Annotated in this window: 20 protein-coding genes; 17 read left to right on the plus strand and 3 right to left on the minus strand. The window is 58.9% G+C overall.

Going from position 1 to position 22,735, the window contains the following annotated elements; translation table 11 throughout:
• Positions 1-2: 2 nt before the first annotated feature.
• A complete protein-coding gene (locus NV64_RS08605; protein ID WP_056242180.1) occupies positions 3-1,001 on the plus strand; it encodes an ABC transporter ATP-binding protein in 999 nt (332 codons plus the stop codon).
• Entirely contained in the window at positions 998-1,999 is a 1,002-nt protein-coding gene (oppF, locus tag NV64_RS08610) for a murein tripeptide/oligopeptide ABC transporter ATP binding protein OppF (protein WP_101505738.1), read from the plus strand. Before NV64_RS08605 ends, oppF begins: the two co-directional genes overlap by 4 nt.
• Positions 2,000-2,182: 183 nt before the next feature.
• On the opposite strand, the gene NV64_RS08615 is transcribed toward oppF, so the two are convergent.
• Together NV64_RS08615 and cls are read right to left on the minus strand one after the other, a co-directional pair.
• The gene (locus NV64_RS08615) at positions 2,183-2,506 is read right to left on the minus strand and encodes an HI1450 family dsDNA-mimic protein (protein WP_056242186.1); all 324 of its coding nucleotides are present in this window, start codon (positions 2,504-2,506) and stop codon (positions 2,183-2,185) included.
• A 45-nt stretch (positions 2,507-2,551) separates the two neighbouring features.
• On the minus strand, positions 2,552-4,012 hold the full coding sequence (gene cls, locus NV64_RS08620; RefSeq protein ID WP_056242190.1) for a cardiolipin synthase: 1,461 nt from the start codon (positions 4,010-4,012) through the stop codon (positions 2,552-2,554).
• Between the two features lie 172 nt (positions 4,013-4,184).
• Between cls and NV64_RS23130 the strand changes: the two genes are divergently transcribed.
• Positions 4,185-4,358 (plus strand): YciY family protein, encoded by a 174-nt coding sequence (locus NV64_RS23130; RefSeq protein ID WP_146005466.1) that lies wholly within the window; start codon positions 4,185-4,187, stop codon positions 4,356-4,358.
• Positions 4,359-4,438: 80 nt separating this feature from the next.
• Here NV64_RS23130 and NV64_RS08625 read toward each other — a convergent pair whose 3' ends face one another.
• On the minus strand, positions 4,439-4,735 hold the full coding sequence (locus tag NV64_RS08625) for a YciI family protein (RefSeq protein WP_056242390.1): 297 nt from the start codon (positions 4,733-4,735) through the stop codon (positions 4,439-4,441).
• 198 nt (positions 4,736-4,933) lie between these two features.
• Between NV64_RS08625 and tonB the strand changes: the two genes are divergently transcribed.
• The 14 genes from tonB to NV64_RS08695 all read left to right on the plus strand — a co-directional run bounded on the left by tonB (position 4,934) and on the right by NV64_RS08695 (position 22,735).
• A complete protein-coding gene (gene tonB, locus NV64_RS08630) occupies positions 4,934-5,674 on the plus strand; it encodes a TonB system transport protein TonB (protein WP_199177638.1) in 741 nt (246 codons plus the stop codon).
• 333 nt (positions 5,675-6,007) lie between these two features.
• On the plus strand, positions 6,008-6,208 hold the full coding sequence (locus tag NV64_RS08635; protein ID WP_056242397.1) for a hypothetical protein: 201 nt from the start codon (positions 6,008-6,010) through the stop codon (positions 6,206-6,208).
• A 744-nt stretch (positions 6,209-6,952) separates the two neighbouring features.
• Positions 6,953-7,957 (plus strand): ImpA family type VI secretion system protein, encoded by a 1,005-nt coding sequence (locus NV64_RS08640; RefSeq protein WP_101505740.1) that lies wholly within the window; start codon positions 6,953-6,955, stop codon positions 7,955-7,957.
• Between the two features lie 18 nt (positions 7,958-7,975).
• Positions 7,976-8,539 carry a type VI secretion system contractile sheath small subunit gene (gene tssB / locus NV64_RS08645; protein WP_056242401.1) on the plus strand — a complete coding sequence of 188 codons (564 nt, stop codon included), beginning with the start codon at positions 7,976-7,978 and terminating at the stop codon, positions 8,537-8,539.
• Complete coding sequence (tssC, locus tag NV64_RS08650) at positions 8,536-10,059, plus strand: type VI secretion system contractile sheath large subunit (RefSeq protein WP_101505741.1); 1,524 nt, start codon at positions 8,536-8,538, stop codon at positions 10,057-10,059. The genes tssB and tssC overlap by 4 nt, the downstream gene beginning before the upstream one ends.
• A 125-nt stretch (positions 10,060-10,184) precedes the next feature.
• Positions 10,185-10,703, plus strand: a complete 519-nt coding sequence (locus NV64_RS08655) for a type VI secretion system tube protein Hcp (RefSeq protein WP_056242405.1) — start codon at positions 10,185-10,187, stop codon at positions 10,701-10,703.
• A gap of 50 nt (positions 10,704-10,753) precedes the next feature.
• Positions 10,754-11,197 carry a type VI secretion system baseplate subunit TssE gene (locus NV64_RS08660; RefSeq protein ID WP_101505742.1) on the plus strand — a complete coding sequence of 148 codons (444 nt, stop codon included), beginning with the start codon at positions 10,754-10,756 and terminating at the stop codon, positions 11,195-11,197.
• A gap of 10 nt (positions 11,198-11,207) precedes the next feature.
• The gene (gene tssF, locus NV64_RS08665) at positions 11,208-13,049 is read left to right on the plus strand and encodes a type VI secretion system baseplate subunit TssF (protein WP_101505743.1); all 1,842 of its coding nucleotides are present in this window, start codon (positions 11,208-11,210) and stop codon (positions 13,047-13,049) included.
• A complete protein-coding gene (gene tssG / locus NV64_RS08670; protein ID WP_158239887.1) occupies positions 13,039-14,001 on the plus strand; it encodes a type VI secretion system baseplate subunit TssG in 963 nt (320 codons plus the stop codon). Before tssF ends, tssG begins: the two co-directional genes overlap by 11 nt.
• A 17-nt stretch (positions 14,002-14,018) precedes the next feature.
• Positions 14,019-16,592, plus strand: a complete 2,574-nt coding sequence (gene tssH, locus NV64_RS08675) for a type VI secretion system ATPase TssH (protein WP_101505745.1) — start codon at positions 14,019-14,021, stop codon at positions 16,590-16,592.
• Positions 16,593-16,619: 27 nt separating this feature from the next.
• The gene (locus tag NV64_RS08680) at positions 16,620-18,797 is read left to right on the plus strand and encodes a type VI secretion system Vgr family protein (protein ID WP_101505746.1); all 2,178 of its coding nucleotides are present in this window, start codon (positions 16,620-16,622) and stop codon (positions 18,795-18,797) included.
• Positions 18,798-18,811: 14 nt separating this feature from the next.
• Positions 18,812-21,001, plus strand: a complete 2,190-nt coding sequence (locus NV64_RS08685) for a pentapeptide repeat-containing protein (RefSeq protein ID WP_056242420.1) — start codon at positions 18,812-18,814, stop codon at positions 20,999-21,001.
• On the plus strand, positions 20,998-22,134 hold the full coding sequence (locus tag NV64_RS08690; RefSeq protein ID WP_101505747.1) for a pentapeptide repeat-containing protein: 1,137 nt from the start codon (positions 20,998-21,000) through the stop codon (positions 22,132-22,134). The genes NV64_RS08685 and NV64_RS08690 overlap by 4 nt, the downstream gene beginning before the upstream one ends.
• Entirely contained in the window at positions 22,127-22,735 is a 609-nt protein-coding gene (locus tag NV64_RS08695; protein WP_158239888.1) for a DUF3540 domain-containing protein, read from the plus strand. The genes NV64_RS08690 and NV64_RS08695 overlap by 8 nt, the downstream gene beginning before the upstream one ends.

The following is a 22,735-nucleotide window of genomic DNA, read 5'->3' on the forward strand; positions in this document are numbered from 1 at the left end:
TGATGAACAACACAGAAACGACGGCGGCTGAACCCCGCTTGCTGGAAGTCAGCGACCTGCGCGTTACCTTCCGCACCCCGGACGGTGACGTCACCGCCGTTAACGACCTGAACTTCAGCCTCAGCGCCGGTGAGACGCTGGGCATCGTCGGCGAGTCCGGCTCCGGCAAATCGCAGACCGCCTTTGCGCTGATGGGGCTGCTGGCCGCCAACGGCGTCACCGGCGGCTCGGCGCGCTTTAACGGCCAGCAGATCCTCAACCTGCCGGAAAAGCAGCTGAATACGCTGCGCGCGCAGCAGATGGCGATGATCTTCCAGGACCCGATGACCTCGCTGAACCCTTACATGCGCGTCGGCGAACAGCTGATGGAGGTACTGAAGCTGCACAACGGCCTCAGCAGCGCGCAGGCGTTTGAAGAGTCGGTACGCATGCTGGATGCGGTGAAAATGCCGGAAGCCCGCAAGCGCATGCGCATGTTCCCGCACGAATTCTCCGGCGGCATGCGCCAGCGCGTGATGATCGCCATGGCGCTGCTGTGCCGGCCAAAGCTGCTGATCGCCGATGAACCGACCACCGCGCTGGACGTCACCGTCCAGGCGCAGATTATGACCCTGCTGAACGAACTGAAGCGCGAGTTCAACACCGCGATTATTATGATCACCCACGATCTGGGGGTGGTGGCCGGGATCTGCGATCGGGTGCTGGTAATGTACGCCGGGCGCACCATGGAGTACGGCAGCGCGCGCGACGTGTTCTATCAGCCGTCGCACCCTTACTCGATCGGCCTGCTTAACGCGGTGCCGCGGCTGGACGCCGACGAAAACGACACGCTGGTGACTATTCCAGGTAACCCGCCCAACCTGCTGCGCCTGCCGAAAGGCTGCCCGTTCCAGCCGCGCTGCGCCCACGCCACCGAGCGCTGTGCCGACACGCCGCCGCTCAGCCCGTTTGGTCAGGGCCGCCTGCGCGCCTGCTTTAAATCACCGGAGGCACTGGTATGACGCTGCCTGCTGAGAAGAAGGTGCTGCTGGAGATCGCCGATCTGAAGGTGCACTTTGAGATTAAAGACGGACGCCAGTGGTTCTGGCAGCCGCCGAAAACGCTGAAGGCGGTCGACGGCGTCAGCCTGCGGCTGTACGAGGGCGAAACCCTCGGCGTGGTCGGCGAATCCGGCTGCGGTAAGTCGACGCTGGCGCGGGCGATCATCGGGCTGGTCAAGGCGACCGAAGGGCGGGTGGCCTGGCTGGGGCGCGATCTGCTGGGGCAGAGCGCCGAGCAGTGGCGCGAGGCGCGCAGCGATATCCAGATGATTTTCCAGGATCCGCTGGCTTCGCTCAACCCGCGCATGACCATCGGCGACATCATCGCCGAGCCGCTGCGCACCTACCACCCGGAGCTGACCCGGGCGCAGGTGACGGAGAAGGTGCGCAGCATGATGCAGAAGGTCGGCCTGCTGCCCAACCTCGTCAACCGCTACCCGCACGAGTTCTCCGGTGGCCAGTGTCAGCGCATCGGCATCGCCCGCGCGCTGATCCTTGAGCCGAAACTGATTATCTGCGATGAACCGGTCTCGGCGCTCGACGTGTCGATCCAGGCGCAGGTGGTAAACCTGCTGCAAAAGCTGCAGCGCGAGATGGGCCTGTCGCTGATCTTTATCGCCCACGATCTGGCGGTGGTAAAGCATATCTCCGACCGCGTGCTGGTGATGTACCTTGGCCACGCGGTGGAGCTCGGCACCTACAGCGAGGTGTACCAGAACCCGCAGCACCCTTATACCCGGGCGCTGATGTCGGCGGTGCCGGTGCCGGATCCGGATCGGGAGCGGAATAAAACCCTGCAGCTGCTGGAGGGGGAGCTGCCTTCGCCGATCAACCCGCCGTCCGGCTGCGTGTTCCGCACCCGCTGCCCGGTGGCCGGGCCGGAGTGCGCCATCACCCGGCCGCTGCTCGAGGGCAGCTTCCGTCACGCGGTCTCCTGCCTGAAGGTCGACCCGCTGTAATACCGCGCCAGGCGGGTGGTGGCGTCTGTCACCACCCGCTTCAACGGGCATCTGTTTTGCTGCGCGACAGGCAATAAAAAACGGCTACCGTTGTCCGGTAGCCGTTTTTTAATCGTCTGGCAGAGAGGGTGAGACCGTCGGTTACATCCTGCAGACAGCCTGCCTCACTGCTCTGGCAGCGGCCTACTCACGCCACAGAATATGGCACAGCTTGTGGTCTTTCTCGCGGCACAGCAGCACGCGGGCAAACACGTCGGTGATCGGCTCACCGTCGGCTTCACCCAGCCCAATCACCACTTCGGCGAAGAAGTCCGGGTTGAGATCGAAATCAACGTGCTCGGCCCAGTCTTCGGCCGGGTCAAACAGCTCCGCGCCGCCGCGCTCCTCAAACTGCAGGTTGAACAGAATCACATCGGCCGGATCGAGGTTATCGACGGCCAGCTCAAGAAAAATATCGTAAGCCTGTTCCAGCGTTTCATCTTCGGTAAGGCGGTTGTTTAAATCCATAACATTTCCTGTAAGCCCGCGGGCTGGTGAACAACTTCGCCCGTTTTACAGCAAAGGGCTGAAGAAGTAAAACAGACGTTCGACGATGCGCTGCCACCAGGCGCGACGGTTCCAGCGGCTGGCGTCCAGCAGCCGTGAGCGGGCGATATAATCCGCCTGTACGCAGGCCAGATCGGTACCGAAACCGTCATCGTCCACCACCAGCGTCACCTCAAAGTTCAGCCACAGGCTGCGCATATCGAGGTTAACGGTGCCGACCAGACTGAGCTGACCGTCGACCAGCACGCTTTTGGTGTGCAGCAGGCCGCCCTCGAACTGGTAGATTTTCACCCCCGCCTCCAGCAGTTCGGCGAAGAAGGCGCGGCTGGCCCAGCCGACCAGCAGCGAATCGTTGTGGCGCGGCACGATAATGCTCACCTCAACGCCGCGCCAGGCGGCGGTGCAGATGGCGTGCAGCAGGTCATCGCTGGGCACGAAATAGGGGGTGGTCATAATCAGCTGTTCGCGCGCCGAATAGATGGCGGTCAGCAGCGCCTGGTGGATCATATCCTCCGGGAAGCCCGGTCCGGAGGCGATGGTCTGAGTGGTATGGCCGCTTTCGGCTTCAAACGGCATCATATTGGCGTCCGGCGGCGGCGGCAGGATGCGCTTGCCGGTTTCAATCTCCCAGTCACAGGCGTAGATAATGCCCATGGTGGTGGTCACCGGGCCTTCCATCCGCGCCATCAGATCCACCCACTGGCCGACGCCCGCGTCCTGTTTAAAGAAGCGCGGGTCGACCATATTCATGCTGCCGGTGTAGGAGATGGCGTTGTCGATCAGCACCATCTTACGGTGCTGGCGCAGGTCCATACGGCGCAGGAACACGCGCAGCAGGCTGACCTTCAGCGCTTCCACCACGTCGACGCCGGCGTTACGCATCATCGCCGCCCACGGGCTGCGGAAAAAGGCCACGCTGCCGGCCGAGTCCAGCATCAGGCGGCAGTGCACGCCGCGCCGGGCGGCGGCCATCAGCGCTTCGGCCACCTCATCCGCCAGACCGCCCGGATTCCAGATGTAAAACACCATCTCGATGTTGTGCCGCGCCAGCCGGATATCGCGGATCAGCGCCTGCAGCGTCTCATCGGTGCTGGTCAGCAGCTGCAGCTGGTTGCCCTTAACCCCGCCAATGCCCTGGCGGTGTTCACACAGCTGAAACAGCGGGCGGGCTACATCGCTGTTGCCCTCGGCAAAAATCGCCCGGGTTGACTTCAGCTCGTTGAGCCAGCGGGCGGTAAACGGCCACATGGTGCGGGCACGTTCGGCCCGGCGCTTGCCAAGATGCAGTTCGCCAAACGACAGATAGGCGATAATGCCGACCAGCGGCAGAATGTAGATTACCAGCAGCCAGGCCATCGCCGAGGTCACGGCGCGGCGTTTCATCAGGATGCGCAGCGTCACGCTGGCGATCAGCAGCCAGTATCCGAAAACCAGCAGCCAGCTCATCACGGTGTAAAAAGTGGTCATTAAGTGGAAATCCTGTTCGCGCCCGGGTGCTCAGAGTTTACGTGCAGATGACAGCGCAGGGAACCTTTTCGAAAGTATTCACCGATTTAACAGGTCTGATTGGGTGCGGCGGAAAAAAAGGCTATACTCGCGCCGCAGGTTTTGCCGGTCCACAAATCCGAGAGAGGGTGTCATGAGGAAGAGCAGGAATGAAGTCGCGCGCTGGCGCATGATGCGGCAGGTGCACCGCCGCCGGTCGCGCTGGTTAGAAGGGCAGTCCCGCCGCTATGGCCGTATGCACTCCTTCCGCCACCAGGTGGCCCAGCAGCAGCGCCGTTCGATCCTGTTTATTACCCAGATCCCCTGAGCGTGAGTGACCGGGCGACAGACGCGCCCGGTTGACCCGATGGGTGAGCGTGGGCGGCAAAGCCGACCGCGCGCCACGGGTCAGAACACCCGTTTGAATGGCTTCACCGCCACTTGCCGGTATACACCCGCCGCGACATATGGGTCGTCCTGCGCCCAGGTCTGCGCCTCTTCCAGCGAGGTGAACTCGGCGATCACCGTAGAGCCGCTGAAGCCTGCGGCACCGGGGTCGTTGCTGTCGACGGCGGGCATTGGCCCGGCGATAATCAGGCGTCCTTCATCGCGCAGCAGCTGCAGCCGTGCCAGGTGTGCAGGGCGCACCGCCAGCCGTTTTTCCAGTGAATCAGCATGATCTTCAGCGTATATTACGTAGAGCACTTTCGAACCCCTGTCGAAATAAATAGTTGCGCCACGTTAAGTGATCACCAGCGTTTGTGCAAACGAAAGATAAACGGAGGGAATCTGACCCGCCGGGCGGTGATTTAAGGGCTTATTGTCAATTGGATGCCGCTGGTTGTTGAAATTGATTGCTATTTGCATTTAAACTCACCCCTTCACATTTTGACCATAAAGACTATGACGACGCTGACAACCCCACTACCAGGCCGTTCACCCCTCTCGTTGCTGGTTTCCGTTGTACTGCACGGTACGGTGATCGGTGCGCTGCTTTACGCCTCGTACCACCAGACGACTGAGATGCCGAAACCGGCACAGCCCATCAGCGTGTCGATGGTCGCGCCGGAAGTGCAGCCGGAAGTGCAGCCTGCGCCGCCAGAGCCGGTGATCGAACCTGAGCCGGAACCTGAGCCAGAAATCGTTCCCGAGCCGCCAAAAGCCGAGCCGGTTCCGATTCCGATCCCCGAGCCGAAGCCCAAACCGAAGCCGAAGCCGAAGCCGAAACCGAAGAAGGTGGAAGAGAAGCCGAAGCCACAGGTGAAGCCGCGTGAAACGCGTCCGCCAGCCCCGGTTGAAAAGCAGGTCACCGAAGCACCGAAAGCGTCTACCGCGCCGACAACCAACCCGGCGCCGCCGTCGAATACCGTCTCAACCGGTACGCGGGCGATTAGCCAGGGCAACCCTGATTATCCGTCGCGGGCGCTGGCGCTGCGCGTGGAGGGTGCGGTCAGGGTGATGTTCGACGTCAACGCCAGCGGGCAGGTAGAGAACGTGCGTATTGTCTCCGCCGAACCGCGCAATATGTTTGAGCGTGAGGTGAAAACGGCCATGCGCAAGTGGCGTTACGAACCCGGCAGGCCGGGGAAAGATCTGAAAATGACCATCAAGTTCAGGATCAACGGCACCACCAGCCTGGAATAAACGGCCGGAGTCAATCAACAGGGCGCAGCCCCTGCGGACGGGTAAACACCCCCACCTGGCGGTGGTGGGGCTGTTTACCCGTCTTTTTCTTTATTTTGTGCTTAGTGCTCTGCAACCTGCTGTAAATTGCCCGACGATACCTGCCGGCCCTGCACTTTCATCCCATTCCATCCTGTTCTGTGGTTGTTCAACCCACCCGTTTTGGCAAAAACAAACTGACCTGTTAAACGCTAAGCTGACGGTAAATGACGCTGTTTTCAGTCGGTCAGGGCATCCTGCTGAAGGCCGTAAACCATTAGCACCTTCTGACGGCAACCCATACCAGGAGGTTATATGTCGTTAATTGAAATCGGGAGTGCGGAACTCAAAGCACTGGGTGCTTTCCCGCTCAGCTTTGACGTGGAAGAGCGGGTATCCGGCAACGCGCAATACCGGCTGGATATCGAGTGCCGCAGTGCGTCGATAGATTTCGACGCACTGCTTGGTAAGAAGATGACGAGACGCAACAGCGAGCGTCATGGTCGCTATGCCTGACGAACGCAGCAGCGCCGACCTGTTGAATTCCCTTTTCCCCCTCTTTCTGACTCATGCTCGGGCACGCCGGGTATGAGCATTTCTGCGCAGGTAACAGTTTTTTCAGTTAATACTCTATCCACGTGAAGGGTGAGGGTACGTGGCGAATGATTCATTTTACTTATGAATGCAGCAAAGCTGAGGAATTTTGTCGGACGGGAATTAACGCTTATCGTAAAACATCCGGTCACCGTAAAAGCGTCTCTCCTGAAGTTAAAAAAAGCTCATGGAAAATATATTGTTCAAAAACATGATCTTACACTCACTACCGTTCTGTATTTATCACATTAACGCCCGATAAAAATCATTTTTTCAATGATTTCAACATGTCCAAAATTTTTATACTGCATTTGCAAAAAAAAGATTTCACTGCTGCAATTGTAGCCAGAAAATGAGGGTTCATTTTTTTTAATGATTTTAACTTGCGGAAAAACCTTATTTTTAGTTAACAAATATTATGATTATAATAATATTTGATTAAAAAAGTTTTTTATCGAAGTAATTATACGATTTTAACAGGTGGTTTTTTAGTAAAAACGATGACATAAAAAAACTTAAATGAACCGTTAATAATGCTTATTGCTTTTGACGATCGATATCAATTTATTGATAGATGAAATCTATAATTGAGTGCTGATTAATTCTCACAAACAATTGGGTGTTAATTAATTTTGTTTGATAAGGTGATTTATACAAGGACGAGCTATGCATGCCCCTGTGACAGAAAAAGTACTGCTAATCCACGCTGAGGATAGAATTATGGATGATTGCGCTTATTCTTACGGACCGAATGAAGATATCAAGTTTGATCCACTCTATGTTGATGTTGAATTATCTCTGGCTAAATTCGATGAAATTGACGATCCTCTGGGCTATACGCTTCCGGAAGAAAAGTTTGACTGGTATAAAATCAGAGATAACTGCAGTCACTTAATATCAAAAAATTTTGACCTGCGGGTTGAACTCTGGTTACTTCGTGCGGAGTTGAATCTGCGCGGTGGGATCGTACTCTTTGAGAGTATAAAAAAAATAGAACATTATCTTCTTGACCTGTCAATAACGGAAGTCGCTGAGGATAAGACGCTGTTACTCAATGGTGATGGAGCCGCAGCGCTGAGCTGGATTTCATCAGTACCGTGCCTGAGCCTGATAAAAAAGAGTCAGTTAATCCCTGGGGGAGGATTATCTTATGATGATATTTTTTCACGCGGGCTCTCATCCGACAGTACGGAATTGAGTTATTCACAAATTGTATCCGCTGTTTCTCAGGTAAATGAAGTCTACCATCAGGCCGGACTGCCGGCGTTATCAGAGCAGCTGCTGCTGATCCATGGTTCGCTGAAAAACATAGAGTTTTTGGTCAATAAGGATAACGAAGGATATCAACTGGATTGTCGGTTGCTGCTGGAATGGATTGATGTCCTGCGGAATAAAATAGCTCATATCACTGCAAGTAGTGATGACGACGCGGTTTTATTGGAAAGTCAGAGTTTGCCAGCACTCACGCCAGACGGTTTTTCGAGTCGTCAGGATGTGATTATCATGCTGGATAAAGTTATCGACTATTTTGAACGGTGTGAGCCGGGTCATCCGGCACCGGTGCTGATTCGGCGGTCGCAAAAAATGATCGGTATGGATTTTTTAGCGATCGTTGAAGATATGCTGCCGGACTCACTGTCGACGTTACAGCAGTTTATTGGTAATAAATAAAATACCGAGGAGAGGCTGATGGCCAGGGATACTGATTCACAAAAGTTTATCGGAAAGAACAATGCACCCCGCGTTCAGATTGAGTATGACGTTGAGCTTTATGGTTCGCAAAAGAAGATCGAGCTACCTTTTGTCACCGGTATCATGTCCGATCTTTCCGGTAATCGTAAAACCGATCTGCCTGCTATTGAAAAACGTAAATTTCTGACCTTCGATCAGGATAATTTTAATGACCGCATGCGGGCAATAAAACCCCATTTGCAATTCTACGTGGAAAATACGCTGAGTGAGGGCGATGACCTGATCGATATCGATCTGGAATTCGAATCCATGGAGGACTTTTCTCCCGCAGAACTGGCACGGCGCATTCCACAGATGGCGGCACTGCTGCAGGCCCGTGAGCATTTTTCCCAGCTGATCACCTATATGGACGGGAAAGCCAGCGCGGAAGAGGTAGTAAAAAATCTGTTAGAACGTCCCGATTTTCTTAACGATCTGATCGTGAAAGGCGCGGATATCTTCAGTGAGAGCGAAGGCGAGCCGGATCCAGGCAGCAGGACAGAGGAAGGGGAAGGGCAATGACAGAGACTAATCCGCTGGCTGAACATCTCATTCACGATCGGCGGGAATATGATGAACCTGTAGACGTCGGCGATGAGCTGGACGCGCTGTTGAAAAAGAGCTTTCGCCCACGCACGCAGGAAGCATCGCTGGCGGTACGCAGTGCGATCGGCACCCTGTCGGACTACGTGAGCCGAAGCCAGGTCAGGGTCAGCAAAGACGTGATTTTCACCCTCGAGCGTTTGATTGCTGAAATCGACGAGAAACTGTCACAGCAGATGAACCTGATCATTCATCAGCCGGCTTTTCAAAAACTGGAGGCGGCATGGCGCGGTCTTAGCTATCTTGTTGATAATACTAATGTTAATGAAACACAGAAAATCCGTGTTCTTAATATTACTCAGCAGGAACTCATGAGCACGCTGAGCCGCTACCGGGGTACGGCCTGGGATCAGAGCCCGATTTTCAAACAGATCTATGAAAATGAGTATGGGCAGTTTGGCGGTGAACCCTTTGGCTGTCTGGTTGGCGATTACCCGTTCGATCACAGCCCGATTGGCGTGTCGCTGCTGAGTGAAATTGCCAAAATTGCCGCCGCTGCGCACTGCCCGTTTATTGCTGCGGCGTCACCAGCGCTGCTGCAGATGAACAAATGGGCCGAACTGGGCAACCCGCGGGATATTGGCAAGATTTTTACCACGCCGGAATATGCGGCATGGCGACGATTGCGGGAAAGCAACGACGCGCGCTATCTGGTGCTGACGCTGCCCCGCTTCCTGGCCCGCCAGCCTTACGGGGCCAAAACCAATCCGGTAGAGGCGTTTTCTTTTGAAGAAGTGGTTCGCCCCGAGCAGAGTGACGATTTCTGCTGGGCCAACTCGGCCTATGCCATGGCGCTGAACATCAACCGGGCCTTCCATGAATATGGCTGGTGCTCAAGAATTCGCGGCATCGAATCCGGCGGCGCGGTGGAAGAGCTACCGGCGTATGCCTTTCCCTCGGAGGAGGGCGGTTATGAGCTGACCTGTCCCACCGAAGTCGCTATTTCTGATCGGCGGGAACAGGAGCTGTCGGATGCGGGATTTCTGCCGCTGGTTTACCGTAAACACTCTGACTTTGCCGCTTTCATTGGTTCATGCACGCTGCATGCGTCCAGGCGCTATGAAAATGATGATGCGACGGCGAATGCGAAGTTATCATCGCGATTGCCTTATATTTTTGCCACCTGCCGTTTTGCCCACTATCTGAAATGTATTGTCAGGGACAAAATAGGATCATTCCGCTCTCGTGATGATATGCAGTTATGGCTGAATGACTGGCTGATGAATTATGTTGACGGCGATCCTACGGTATCTACCGAAACTACCAAAGCTCGCCGCCCTCTCGCCGCAGCGGAAGTCAGCGTGGAAGAGGTGGCTGACGATCCGGGATATTATCGTGCGCATTTTTATTTGCGCCCCCATTACCAGTTAGAAGGCATGACCGTTTCATTACGGTTAGTGTCCAGACTTCCCTCTGCCAACATGGATGGGAAAAGATGAAAATGAATCAGAGTGATGAAAGCCGGATAGTGCGTTAAAGCACAAAATCCTGGCGTTCTGCACTGTGCATTTTTATCCGGATATCTGCCGGTACAAACCGGCGTAACGCAATCAAGGAGATTAAGATGGCAGCGTTAGTTGATTATTTTTTAAAAATAGATGGCGTTGATGGTGAATCGCCTGATGAACATTATCGTGGCTGGATCCAGCTTGATGCCTGGCAGTGGTCAGAAGAGAATGCCGGCCGCTGGGGAATGGGTAGCGGCGGTGGAGCAGGAAAAGTTGAAATGAAAGATTTTGAATTCCGCATGATCAATAACAAATCCTCCCCCAAACTCTTTCTGATGTGTGCAACGGGGGCGCATATTGAAAAAGCCCGGCTGGTCTGCCGTAAATCCGGTCAGGGTCAGCAGGACTTCCTCACGGTGGTGTTCAGCAACTGCCTGGTGTCGTCCTATAAAACCGTGGGTAATATGCCTATTGATCCTATGTATATTCACAAGGTCGATACGGTTTTGCCAACCGATCTGATCAGGCTCAATTTTGCCAGGATAGAGATTGAATATAAGGAGCAGAATAATGACGGAAGTATGGGGGCCGTTATCCAGTCCGGCTATGATCTTAAGCGAAATATAAAAATCTAATCCGCACCCTGGCTGCCCGTTTACGGGTGGCCAGGATAAAGGAAAATACAATGATAATATCACGGCCTGCGTTATTCGATAAGCTCAGCACGCTACCTGTGGCCATGAGTATGGCGGGGTGGCGGGAAATATTGCTGCGCGATATTGAAAGACTGCTGAATGATGCCACGCGCAGCGGCACGTTATCGTTAGAACATTACTCATTCTGCGCAGGCTCGGTGATCAATTACGGACTGCCTTCACTGAGTAAACAGATCCCGATCAGTGAAAATGTATCGGCGTTGGCCAGACACATACATCGCATCCTGGTGACGTTCGAGCCGCGTCTTGATCCGGTGAGAATTACGGTGAAGCCGGTATTTGAAACGCGACAAACGCTGGCACTGGCGATCTTATTTGATATCAGCGGCGTTCTGGCCGTTCCACAAGACGCCACGGTCATCAATTTACGCATTGCGCTGGATTACTCATGTGGTGCCATTCAGGTTATTTGAGGCGAAAATCATGCCCGACGACGACTTTTTAGCCCTGTACAACGATGAACTCCGTTACTTCCTGCAGGCCGGTGAGCAGTTCTCACGTGAAAATCCGCAGGTCGCCAGGCATCTGGGGATGCATCATGACGGGGTACGCGATCCTTTTGTTGAGCGACTGCTGGAGGGCGCAGCCTTTCTCAGCACCCGCGTTCAGCAGCGCCTCAATTATGAGCAGCCTGAGTTCGCACTCAATATGCTGGCCCGGCTGGCACCCTACTGGTCGGCCCCGGTGCCCTCAATGGCGCTGATCGCCATCCGTCCCGACCTGACTTATCCGCAGTGGGATACGCACACCACGCTGCCTCGCGGCAGCAAGGTGGTATTAAGCGATCCGTCACTGCACGGCAGGACGGCAACCTTCTCAACCGGCACAGCGCTGCACCTTCAGCCGGTGGTGATTGAGGAGGCCAGCTACGCGCTGCTGGCCCCCGCGTCCCTGCCTGAAGGGGTGGCACGTCATTTTCAACACAGTCAGTCCCACCTGCGCATCCGGCTGAGCACCCGGGGCGTGGTTGCCGTCTCACAGCTGCGATTTTCACCGCTGCAACTGACGCTGGCCGGTCACCAGGTCAAAGCCAGCCAGCTGCTCTCGCTGATCCTGCTGCACACGCAAAAAATAGTCGCCTGGGCGACCTGCGACCGGCAGACAAAGGTTGCAGAACTGCCCGCCAGCGCATTACGCCTGGGCGGGCTGGGTGATGAGGATTCACTGCTGCCGCAGGTCACGGGCGAGCTGCCGGGCTGCCGGATCCTGCGCGAGTACTTTGCCGCACCCGGCCTGTTCTGCCGTGTTGATATCGCCGGGTTGCAGCCTTTCCTCAGTGAGTGCCGGCAGGCGCGGGAGTTTGAACTGTTTATTCTGCTCGATCGGAAGGTGGTGACGCTGCTGAACCAGATTGGTGCAGCCGATTTCGCCCTGTTTGCCACGCCGGTGATTAACCTGTACCGCCGTCGCTGTGACCCGGTATTACTCAACCACGATCGCGTTGAACATCCGCTGATTGTCGACCGGCTGAACGCGTCGCTTTACGACGTTCACAGCCTGTGTCAGGTACAGGGCGTCAACCCGCAGGGGGAACCGATCCCGCTGGCCTCACCGCAGGGCGATCGCCGTTATCATCAGCCGGGCATTCCGGCCGTCTGGTCGTTACGCCGTCGGCGTGAGCCACGCGCATCGCGCTATCACAACAGCGGGTTACCGGAAGAAGAACTTTTTATCGCGCTCTCGATGGGGGAAGCCAGTGGACCAGCGCACGCGCTGAAAGCGCTGGCGGTGGAGGCGCTGGTCTGCGAACGGCATCTGATCCCGGCCGGGTTACAACAGCCGGTGTTCCAGCTGCAACAGACGTTGCCGGTGCATCAGACGGAGATTATTCGTCATCCCTCCAGCCCACAGGCGGTGCCGCCAGCGGATAAGAGCTGGCAGGCGTTACAGCTGCTGGCCGTTAACCCGCTGCACTATGCCCGGCCGCAGGTGGCGGACTGCTCTGCCTTACTGAAGGAGTGGCTGATGCTGTTTGCCGACCCCCTGCAGCCCACCCATCAACGCCGTCTGGACAGCATTGAGCACAGCGCGATCGGCCACCGCTTTGAGCGCTATCGCGGGGCGGGGCCGCTGGCCTGGACCCGCGGGGCAGAGATCGCGCTTAACCTGCGGCGCGACCATCATGCCGATCACGGTGCGGTGGTCTTCGCGGCGGTGATCCATCATGCGCTGAGCCAGTACTGTGAGCTGAGCCAGACGCTGCGCATGACGCTCTCTCTGGATGGCGAACCGCAAATCAGCTGGGAGCAAGAGCATGTCTGCTAAGCCGCTGCCGCCGCTGGCGTGGGGCACGTTCAGCGCCGATCGGGACTTTTTCGCCCTGCTGCGCGAGTTTGAACATCTCTGCCCCGGCCAGCCGCAGCTGGGAGAGAGTCGCGATGGTTCGTTGTCGCGCATACGCATTACCCAGCGGGCAGACGCGGCGTTCGCCCCGCGTGAGGTGGCGGATGTACAGACAAACGACGGCCGGCTGGAGGTGATCACCCGCTACTTTGGTTTTTTTGCGCCATACGGCCCGTTACCCCTGTACGTCACCGAACACGCGCATGCAGAGGCCTTTTCACAGCGCAACCGGGCCTTTGAGGCCTTTATGGCGATTTTCAGCCAGCGGCTGGCGCTGTTTTTTTACCGCGCATGGAGCCAGCTTAACCCGATAGTCGGGCACGATCGCCCGCCGGAGCAGAACCGGTTTGACCGCCGCCTGCGGATGGTCGCCGGGATACCGGCGGCCCAGCCTCTGGAAACTCACCTGAGCCGTCTGCGCCTGGCCTGGCCCGGCGCGTGGCTGCCGGGGCGGGGTTCGGTAGCGGAGTTGCAACGGATGCTGACCCACTACTTCTCCGTCCCGGTGCGGGTGCGCACCCGACAGGGCAGGTGGATTGGCGATGAGCCTGGCGTTCATCCGGTGGGCAACCTGCTGGGCGCCACCCGACTCGGAAGGCGTTTCTATGATGCGCAGCACGCCGTGCGGATAGATATTGGTCCGCTGGACGCCAGCGAGTATTCGACATTTCAACGCGGGGCACCGGCATTGCTCTCTCTGGCGCACTGCTGCCGGGCTTTTTTTCGCCACCGGTACGTGATGGATATTGTGCTGCTGATCCGCACCTCACCTGCGATGGCCTGCCGTCTGGGGCAGGGGCGTGCGGGGCGCAGCGGCTGGTTGCAGGCCAGGGAAAAGATCGTCTCCCAGCCTGTCTGGTATTCGACAACCTGAAATAAGGAAGGTTAAAGGTGTATCAGCGAGAACGTCTGTTTTCCCTGTTGGGAGCGTTTGCCAGGGCAACCTTTGTTGACGCAACCCGGCTGTGCCGCAGTTTCCGCCACGAGACCGTGGAGCTGGAGCACTGGCTGAGCGTGCTGGTCAGCGAGGATCGCGGTGATATCCCGCTGCTGTTCAACGCCTGTGAGGTCAGCCAGTCACGGGTGGCGAACGCGCTGAAGAAGATCCTGCACACTCAGCCAAACCGCGAGGGGACGGTGAGCGACCTGTCAGCCAGCCTGATCCGTGCGGTAGAGCACGGGGTGGTGGTCAGCCAGCTTAACCCGGCCGGTGGCCCGGTGCGCACCGCCCATATTCTGCTGGGTATCCTGCAGGATCCGGCGCTGCAGCGCGTGTTGTACCGACTCTGCGATGAGTTCAAAAAGCTGCCGCTGCCCAAAATTTTTGACGACTATCCGGCGATTATTGCCTGCTCCATTGAGCAGGTAAACGCTGACCCGTTGTCGGTCAGCCCGCCGCCCGCGGCCGCAGACGCCGGGGCAGAGAGCGCCGTGCTCACCCGCTGGTGTGCCGATCTGACCGCCCAGGCCGCCAGAGGTGAGATTGATCCGGTCATTGGTCGTGAGCAGGAGCTGCGCCAGCTGATCGATATTTTGCAGCGCCGGCGGCAGAACAACCCGATGCTGGTAGGCGAGGCGGGCGTAGGCAAAACCGCGGTGGTCGAGGCGCTGGCCAGCCAGATCGTCAGCGGCCAGGTGCCGCCACGCCTGCAGGGGGCGCGTCTGCTGTCGCTGGATCTCGGCAGCCTGCAGGCGGGTGCCACGGCGCGCGGGGAGTTTGAGGCCAGACTCTGCGCGTTGCTGGACGCCATCCTTGCCTCCGGCAGCCCGGTTGTGCTGTTCTGCGATGAGGCACATGGGCTGGTCGGTGCAGGAGGGCAGGCCGGAACCGGTGATGCGGTGAATCTGCTGAAACCGATGCTGGCGCGCGGTGAGCTGAGGATGATTGGGGCCACCACCTGGTCGGAGTATAAGCAGTTTATAGAGCCGGACGCCGCGCTGACCCGTCGTTTTCAGACCGTGCTGGTCAGTGAACCTGATGAGGCGCACGCGGTCGCCATGCTGCGCGCCATCGCGCCGAAATTTTCCGCCTTTCATCAGGTGTCGATCCGCGAATCCGCGCTGCTGGCGGCGGTGCGCCTGTCGCAGCGCAATCTGCCCTCGCGGCAGCTGCCCGACAAGGCGATTGCGCTACTGGACACCGCCTGCGTGCGGGTCGCCCTCAGCCAGCACGGGCAACCTTACGCCATCGGTGACGCCCTGGCCGAACTCGATGCGCTGCGGCGGGAAAGCGACAACCTGCGGCAGGAACCGCTGGCGGCGGAGGAGAAAGAACCACGGCTGGCGGCGCTGCAACAGCGACAGTCGGCGTGCCGGCAACGGCTGGACAGCCTGCGCCAGCAGCATCAGCAGGAGCAGCAGATCTTCCAGCGTTATCGTGCCAGGCAGCAGGAAGGGGCTGAGCCAGCGCTGGCGGAACCGCCGGACGGGCTGAACGAAACGCCGCTGGTCTCTCCGTGGGTGGATGAGCGGGTGATTGCCGACGTGCTGTCTGACTGGACCGGAATCCCCTCCGGCCGCATGTTGCAGAGCGATATCGACAACGTGCTGCAGCTGGAGTCACGGCTGGCGGCGCAGATCTTTGGCCAGCCTGCGGCAATAGAGCAGCTGGCCCAGGCGATACGGGTGTCGCGTGCTGGTTTACAGTCGCCGGAGCGCCCGTCTGGCGTCTTTCTGCTGGCCGGGCCGACCGGCACCGGGAAAACGGAAACCGCCCACGCGCTGGCCCGGGCGATCTATGGCGGAAGCCATAATCTGATCGCCTTTAACATGAGTGAATTCCAGGAAGCGCACAGCGTCTCCACGCTGAAGGGGGCACCGCCGGGTTATATCGGCTACGGCAAAGGGGGAAAGCTGACCGAAGCGGTCAGGCGTAAACCCTGGTCAGTTGTCCTGCTGGATGAGTTTGAGAAAGCGCACCCGGATATTCATGACCTGTTTTATCAGGTGTTTGATAAAGGGCTGATGGAGGATGGGGAAGGGCGGCAGATCAGCTTCCGCCACTGCTTCTTCCTGCTGACCTGCAATGCCGGCGGTGATGAAATTGAGGCCGCCGCCGCCGAACAGCCGCTCATGCTGTCCACGCTGCGGCCGCGGGTCCATCAGGCGCTGAGCCGGGTCTTCTCTCCGGCGTTGCTGGCGCGCATGACCCTGATCCCGTATCTGCCGCTCAGCGACGAGGCTCTGCGGGCGATCGTCCGCTACCAGCTGGACGCACTTAACGCCCGGCTGACGGCCGGTGCCGGGGCCGGAACCCGGCTGACGGTGGCGGCAGACGTTATGGACTGGCTGACGGCCCGCGCCCGACAGCACCCGTCCAGCGGGCGCGCCGTCGAGGGAATATTGCAACAGACGGTGCTGCCGCCGATCGGCCTTGAGCTGCTGCAACGCCAGCGCACCCGCCAGGTATTGCACGAAATTCAACTGAGTATCGAAGACGATTGCCTGACGCTGCATTTCGTCTGAACCGCGTCATCTGTACAAGGAGGTTGTATGTCTTTACTTGAGATCGTAAGTGATGAGCTGAACGCGCTGGACGCCTACCCGCTCAGTTTTAAGGTAGAGGAGGGGATGTCCGCCAATGCCGCGTACGCTCTGGAGGTCGAGTGCCGCAGCGCGGAGGTCGATTTCGACCCGCTGCTGGGTAAAAAGGTCACCGTCTCCGTTGAGTTGCCCGGCGGCAGGCGGCGGCCGTTTAATGCCTGGATTATCGCCGGGGCCGATCGCGGGCAGCAGGGCACGCATTTTGTTTATCAGTTCAGGCTGAGTGGCTGGCTGTGGTTTCTGCAGCAGAACCGCAACTGCCGGATCTTCCAGAATCTGAACGTGCCTGACATTGTCACGCAGATTTTCTCGCGTTATGGCGCGGCGGATTACCGCTTCGAGCTGGAAGGCACCTATCCGCCGCGGGAGTACTGCGTGCAGTTTGCCGAAAGTGACTTCGATTTCGTCAGCCGCCTGCTGGAGGATGAAGGCATCAGTTACGTGACGGAACACGGCGAGGATCGCCACACGCTGGTGATCCAGGACCGGCAGACCTGGCCCCTGCTGGATGCCCCCTGGCAGGGGCTGCGCTACATCCCCGACGGCGAAGAGGGGCGCGCCATTCGCGAAGGCATTCAGCGCATTCGTCGCCAGCGCAGGGTCAGCCCGAATGAGATTGTCCTGCGTGATTTTGACTATCTCAATCCGCGCAATAACCTGCAAACCCGGGCCGAACAGCAGGACAACCGGCTGCGGGAGACGCCGCTGCAGTGGTATGACTATGCCACGGGTTACCGGGATACCGAACGGGGCGAACGGCTGGCGCAGATACGCCTGCAGGAACTGCAGGCACAGGGGCTGCTGCTCAACGGCGAGAGCAATGCCACAGGCTTACGGCCCGCCCGCCGTTTTGCGCTGTCACTGCACCCTGACCCGCAGCGCAACCGGGGCTACAAACTGCTGCGCTGCGACTATGACTTTATTCAGGACGGGCCGGACAGCAGCAGCCAGGGGCGCAACGTCATCTGCCGTTTTATCGCGATAAACGACGACATCGCCTGGCGGCCACCCCGCGTCACGCCACGGCCGCAGATGTCCGGTTTGCAAAGCGCCACCGTGGTCGGCCCGGCTGAATCTGAAGTACACACCGACCAACACGGCCGTATCCGCGTGCATTTTCACTGGGATCGTGACAAGAGCCATGAGGAGGACTGCTCGTGCTGGATACGGGTGGTGCAGGCCTGGGCGGGCAAAGGCTGGGGCGTGCTGGCGATGCCGCGCGTCGGGCAGGAGGTGCTGATCACCTACCTTGACGGCTCGCCTGACCGGCCGGTGGTCACCGGCATCGTTTATAACGGCGATAATCCACCCCCTTACCGGTTGCCGGAGCAGATCAACTACAGCGGCCTGGTCTCCCGGTCGCTGAAGTTTGGTCAGCCGCAGCATGCCAGTCAGCTGACCTTTGATGACAAGCGCGGCGGTGAACGGGTGATGATGCACGCGGAGCGCGATCTGCAGACCTCGGTTGAGCGTAACAGCGCCACCGATGTCGGGCAGGATCTCTATCAGGTAGTCACCCGCACGCTGACGGAACAGCTGCAGAACGCGGTTTCTTACAAAGCGAACGCCATCGGAGTGACCGGTAACAGCGTTGCCGCCACCGGCAATCAGGCCAGCCTGACGGGCAATGCGGTCTCCCTGTCCGGCAACAATCTCTCCGTCACGGGCAATGGCAGCGCGTTTACCGGGATGAGCAGCGCGGTCATCGGCAGCAGCCTCTCCACTACCGGCAGCAGCGTCAGCCTCACCGGCTGTAGCAGCAGCTGTACCGGAAGTTCAACCGCCGTGATCGGGGATGCCAGCAACTTCACCGCCAGCTCAACCTCCTTCCTCGGACAGGGAACCGCCTTCACCGGCGTGTCATCATCGATGACTGGCGTGTCATCGTCGATGACCGGCAGCGAGGTGGTGATGACCGGGTCCAGCACCATGATGTATGGCTCGATGGTACAGATGTTAGGTTCCTGGGTGAACTTCACCGCTTCCGTGTTTATGAACAATGGTTCAAATATCACCAATATCGGCTCCAGCATCATAACCACCGGTTCAAGTATCACCACCACCGGTGTCGGCGTCTCGGTGGCCGGTGCCAGTATGCAAACCGTCGGCGTGAAAATGTCGAACTAAGGAAGGGTGAAAAGATGAGAATCATCAAACCGCAGCAGCTGATTGTGCTGAAGTCGGGCTATCAGATCGGTCAGGAAAGTTTTCTGGGGATCAGCGTGGTGGCGGGCTGCTATCTCAGCCGCCCTGACCAGTTTGCCACCGAGGCAAAAATCTGGCACGCCTGGAGCCGTGCCCCGCACATGATGTCGGTGCTCGACTGCGCCGAGCCGAAACCGCATGCGGAATATCTGCTGGCAGGCTGGGTGTTGCGCGATCCTCCCGCCACGCACGCCGAGGTGAGCATCGCGGTGGGGCGGCTGAGAAAAAGCTGGCATATCGTCGGCGATCGCGAAGCCGGGCGGCTCAGCCCTGAGCCCTTTACCCGGATGCCGCTCGACCACCCTCAGGGATGGTGCGGTGAAAATGGCAGGCTCAACCCGGCCGGTAAACCGCTGGCCAATATCGAAATCGCCGGTGAACCGCTGACGTGTAAGCTGGGCGCGGCCACGCCGGTACCCCATCATTTTCCGGAGCGTGATATCTACCTGCAGCCGGTACGGGCGGAGATGAACGGTGCCGCTTACCGCGATACGGTTTTTCCCGGCTTACCGGAGAATATCGACCCGCGTTACTTCCAGATGGCGGCAGCCGAACAGTGGCTGAACGCCCCGGAGTGGCCTGACGATGTCGCATTAACGCTGACCGGTTTCAATAATGACAGCGAGGTAAACTGCACGCTGCCTGCGGTACGGGCCGTGGTACTGGCGCGCAATGGCGACAAGCCCGTTGAACCGGTCAGGCTGGAACGTAAGACGCTGTGGCTGTTGCCGGACAGCGATCTGGCGTTAATTATTTTCACCGGCCGGCTGCCGCTGGACGATGCCCTGGATGAATCGGTGAGCCTGATTATGGCCGGTCTCGACGCCGTGCAGGCACCGCGTACCGCGCAGTACTACGCCGGGATCGTGACGCGGCGGACGGCAACGGACGCCCCGCCGCTCAGTTTCCTTTACGATCCGGAGCTGATGCCGGAAGGGGCCGCACTGGACGTGATCGCGTCTGCGGAGCAACATCCTGATTCTGCTGAAGCCCCGCACGGCCCGCAGGATCCGGCCATTGCCCGTGACTTTTATCAGCAGATCCAACAGCTGATCGCGGCGGACCACGCCAGGCCGGAACCGCTCTCCGCGCGGGATTTCACCGACTGTCATTTACCCGGTACGCCTGACGCCCTGTCACTGCTCCGGCAGCACAGCCTGCTGGAGGATAAGACCTTCTCAGCGCTGACCCTAAGCCAGCTGCACGGGAAAACGTTCCGCCGCTGCCGCTTCAGCCAGGTCAGTTTTCTGGCGGCCACGCTGCAGCAATGCCGGTTTGAGCACTGCAGCTTTGACCAGTGCTGCTGGCAGGGCAGCCGGCTGGAAGGGGTGCAGTTTGAACATGTCACCCTGACGGCGTGCGACCTGCGCAGCGCGCACTGGCAGCAGGTCAGCGCACAATATTTCAACGCTGAGCGCTGCCTGCTTGGTGAAATCCGCTGTGATAACTGCCAGTGGACCCACTGCCAGTTTGTGAAGTGCGATCTTGCGCAGAGCCGCTGGCACGATAACCACTGGCGGGGCGTTTCACTGGATGAGAGTCAGTTACCGGCGGCACAGCTGCTGCACAGTACCCTGACGCAGTGCCTGTTTAACCAGTGCGACGCGGCGCAGCTGCAGATGACCCGGGTCACGGCCACGGCCACCTCATTACTGGGCGGCAACTGGCAAAAAAGCGCGTTTAGCGAGTGTCAGCTGGTCAGCCTGACCGCCGCGCTGGAGAGTGATTTCACCGGCGTCCACTTTTCTCACTGCTGGCTGCAGAAAATGGGCTTTAAAGGCGGGATATTGCCCGAAGCCCTGCTGGAACACTGCGTGGTCGAAGAAGGCAACTTCGATCGGTGCAGGCTAACCGGCAGCCGTTTTCTGCGCTGTGATATGGCGGGGAGCCGCTGGAAAGATGCCCGGCTGGAAAACACCTACTGGCTGGACTCCAGCCTGCAGCAGGGGCAGTTCTACCGGGCCAATCTTTGTGCTGCCCACTTCCGCGACTGCAATCTGATCGGCGCGAGTCTGGCCAGAACCCGCTGCGACCGGGCCACGCAGTTCAGCGACTGTCTGCTGGAGGGGGCAACCCGTCTGCCTGCGCTGCCCCCGGATATGCCGAAGAAACGGGGGAGCGTATGACGGATAACCCGCAGATACCGCCGCAGGACCCGATGTGGACATCGCCGGACGCGGCGCTGGCCGGCGTGCCGGAGAGCCCGACCGTGCTCAGCGGGCAGCACTTTAGCGCGCACAACCCGCCCGCCGGGGCGTGGCGCAATATGCACGTCACCGACTGCCAGTTTAGCGGGCTGACACTGCAGGTGTGGCAGCTGGAAGGGGTACGCTTTGAACGGTGCCAGTTCACTGACGTCAGGGTCAACGGCGGATCGTTTCGCCACTGCGATCTCTTTCAGTGCCGGCTCAACAACGTCAGCCTGCATCAGCTGGAGGTCAGCCACCTCTACAGCCACCAGAGCCAGTGGGAAAACCTGCAGCTGACGCAAAGCCGGCTGAGCCACGTCACCCTGCAACAGGACAGCGGCCAGCTGCTGTGCGCGGAGCAGTGTCACACCGCACACTGGACGCTGATTGAGGTCACACTCAGCCAGCTGCGGCTGCTGAACGGCCAGGCGCAGGACTGGAATTTCAGCGACTGCACCCTTGAGCAGGGGCACTTCCAGGCGCTGGCGCTGGTCCGCTGGGTGGCGGCCAGCAGCCGCTTTGCGCACTGCCGCTTCAGCCTGCTGCCGGGGCGCGGACCGGTCTGGTTCAAATGCCAGCTGGAAGCGTGCGTGCTACAGCAGCAGACGCTGCCGGGCATCAGTTTCCACCAGAGCCGGTTAACCGGCTGCGACCTTTCAGCTAGTGATTTCAGCGGCGGGATCTTCAGCGCTGCCTGTCTGACGGACTGCCTGCTCAATGATACGGAGCTGCAGGCGGTGCAGGGGGCCGATCTGCAACTGGCGCAGTGCCAGCTGCGTGGGGCGCGGTTGACGGCGGCCCATCTGCAGCGGGCTGCGTTGAGCCATTGTGCGCTGGCCACCAGTGACTGGACGCGGGCTGACCTGCGCGATGCCTGCCTGGACAGGCTCGACGCCGCTGAACTGGCGACGGCACGACTGTACGGCAGCCATCTGCCGGAAGGCGAACCCGCCAGGCCTGCCGACCCGCTGCTGCAGGCTATCGAACGCTGGTATGCGCAGTTTCAACCCGGGCCGCACGCCGGCCTCTCATTTCCTTCTTTACCTTCAGGAGTCAGCCGTTATGTCTGATCACGCAACAGTATTACGCTTCAGAAAACTATCCCGCCGTCAGACAGGGGGCGCGCCCGTTGCCCCTTCTGCCCCCGAATGTATTGCCAGGCTGGCGACCTTAGAGGCCGATAAAACCGGGCTGCTCTATATCGCGGGTTATCGTCATCGGGTGTTGAAAATTGCCGTCAGCTGCCTGACCCAGCCCGAGGTGGGCGATCGGGTCAGATTTATTGAAGCGGGCGACGAACTGATCGTTCTCGATCTGCTCAGCTGCGCCGATACCGGACGTTGCCTGACCTTAAGCAGCCAGCAGGCCAGCCTGAAAATTTACGCGCAGCAGCTGGCTATCGAAGCCCGCGATACGCTCAGTCTGTCCAGCGATCATCTCTCCGTGGTCTCGCGCACCTGCCGCTGGCTGGCCGATTGCCTGCAGCAGTGCGCCCGTTTTCTGCATCAGCGCGCGGTACACGCCGAGCGGCGGGTGGAACAGTGCGACACCGTGCTGGCAAAACACCTTGTGCAGACTGCTGAACAGAGCTACCGGCTGGAAAGCAGGCTCGCCGCCATCAATGCCAGCGCCGTGCTGAAGATCGACGGCGCTCAGATCCATATGGGGTGA

It is taken from the genome of Erwinia sp. B116 (assembly GCF_002865965.1).
GTDB lineage: Bacteria > Pseudomonadota > Gammaproteobacteria > Enterobacterales > Enterobacteriaceae > Erwinia.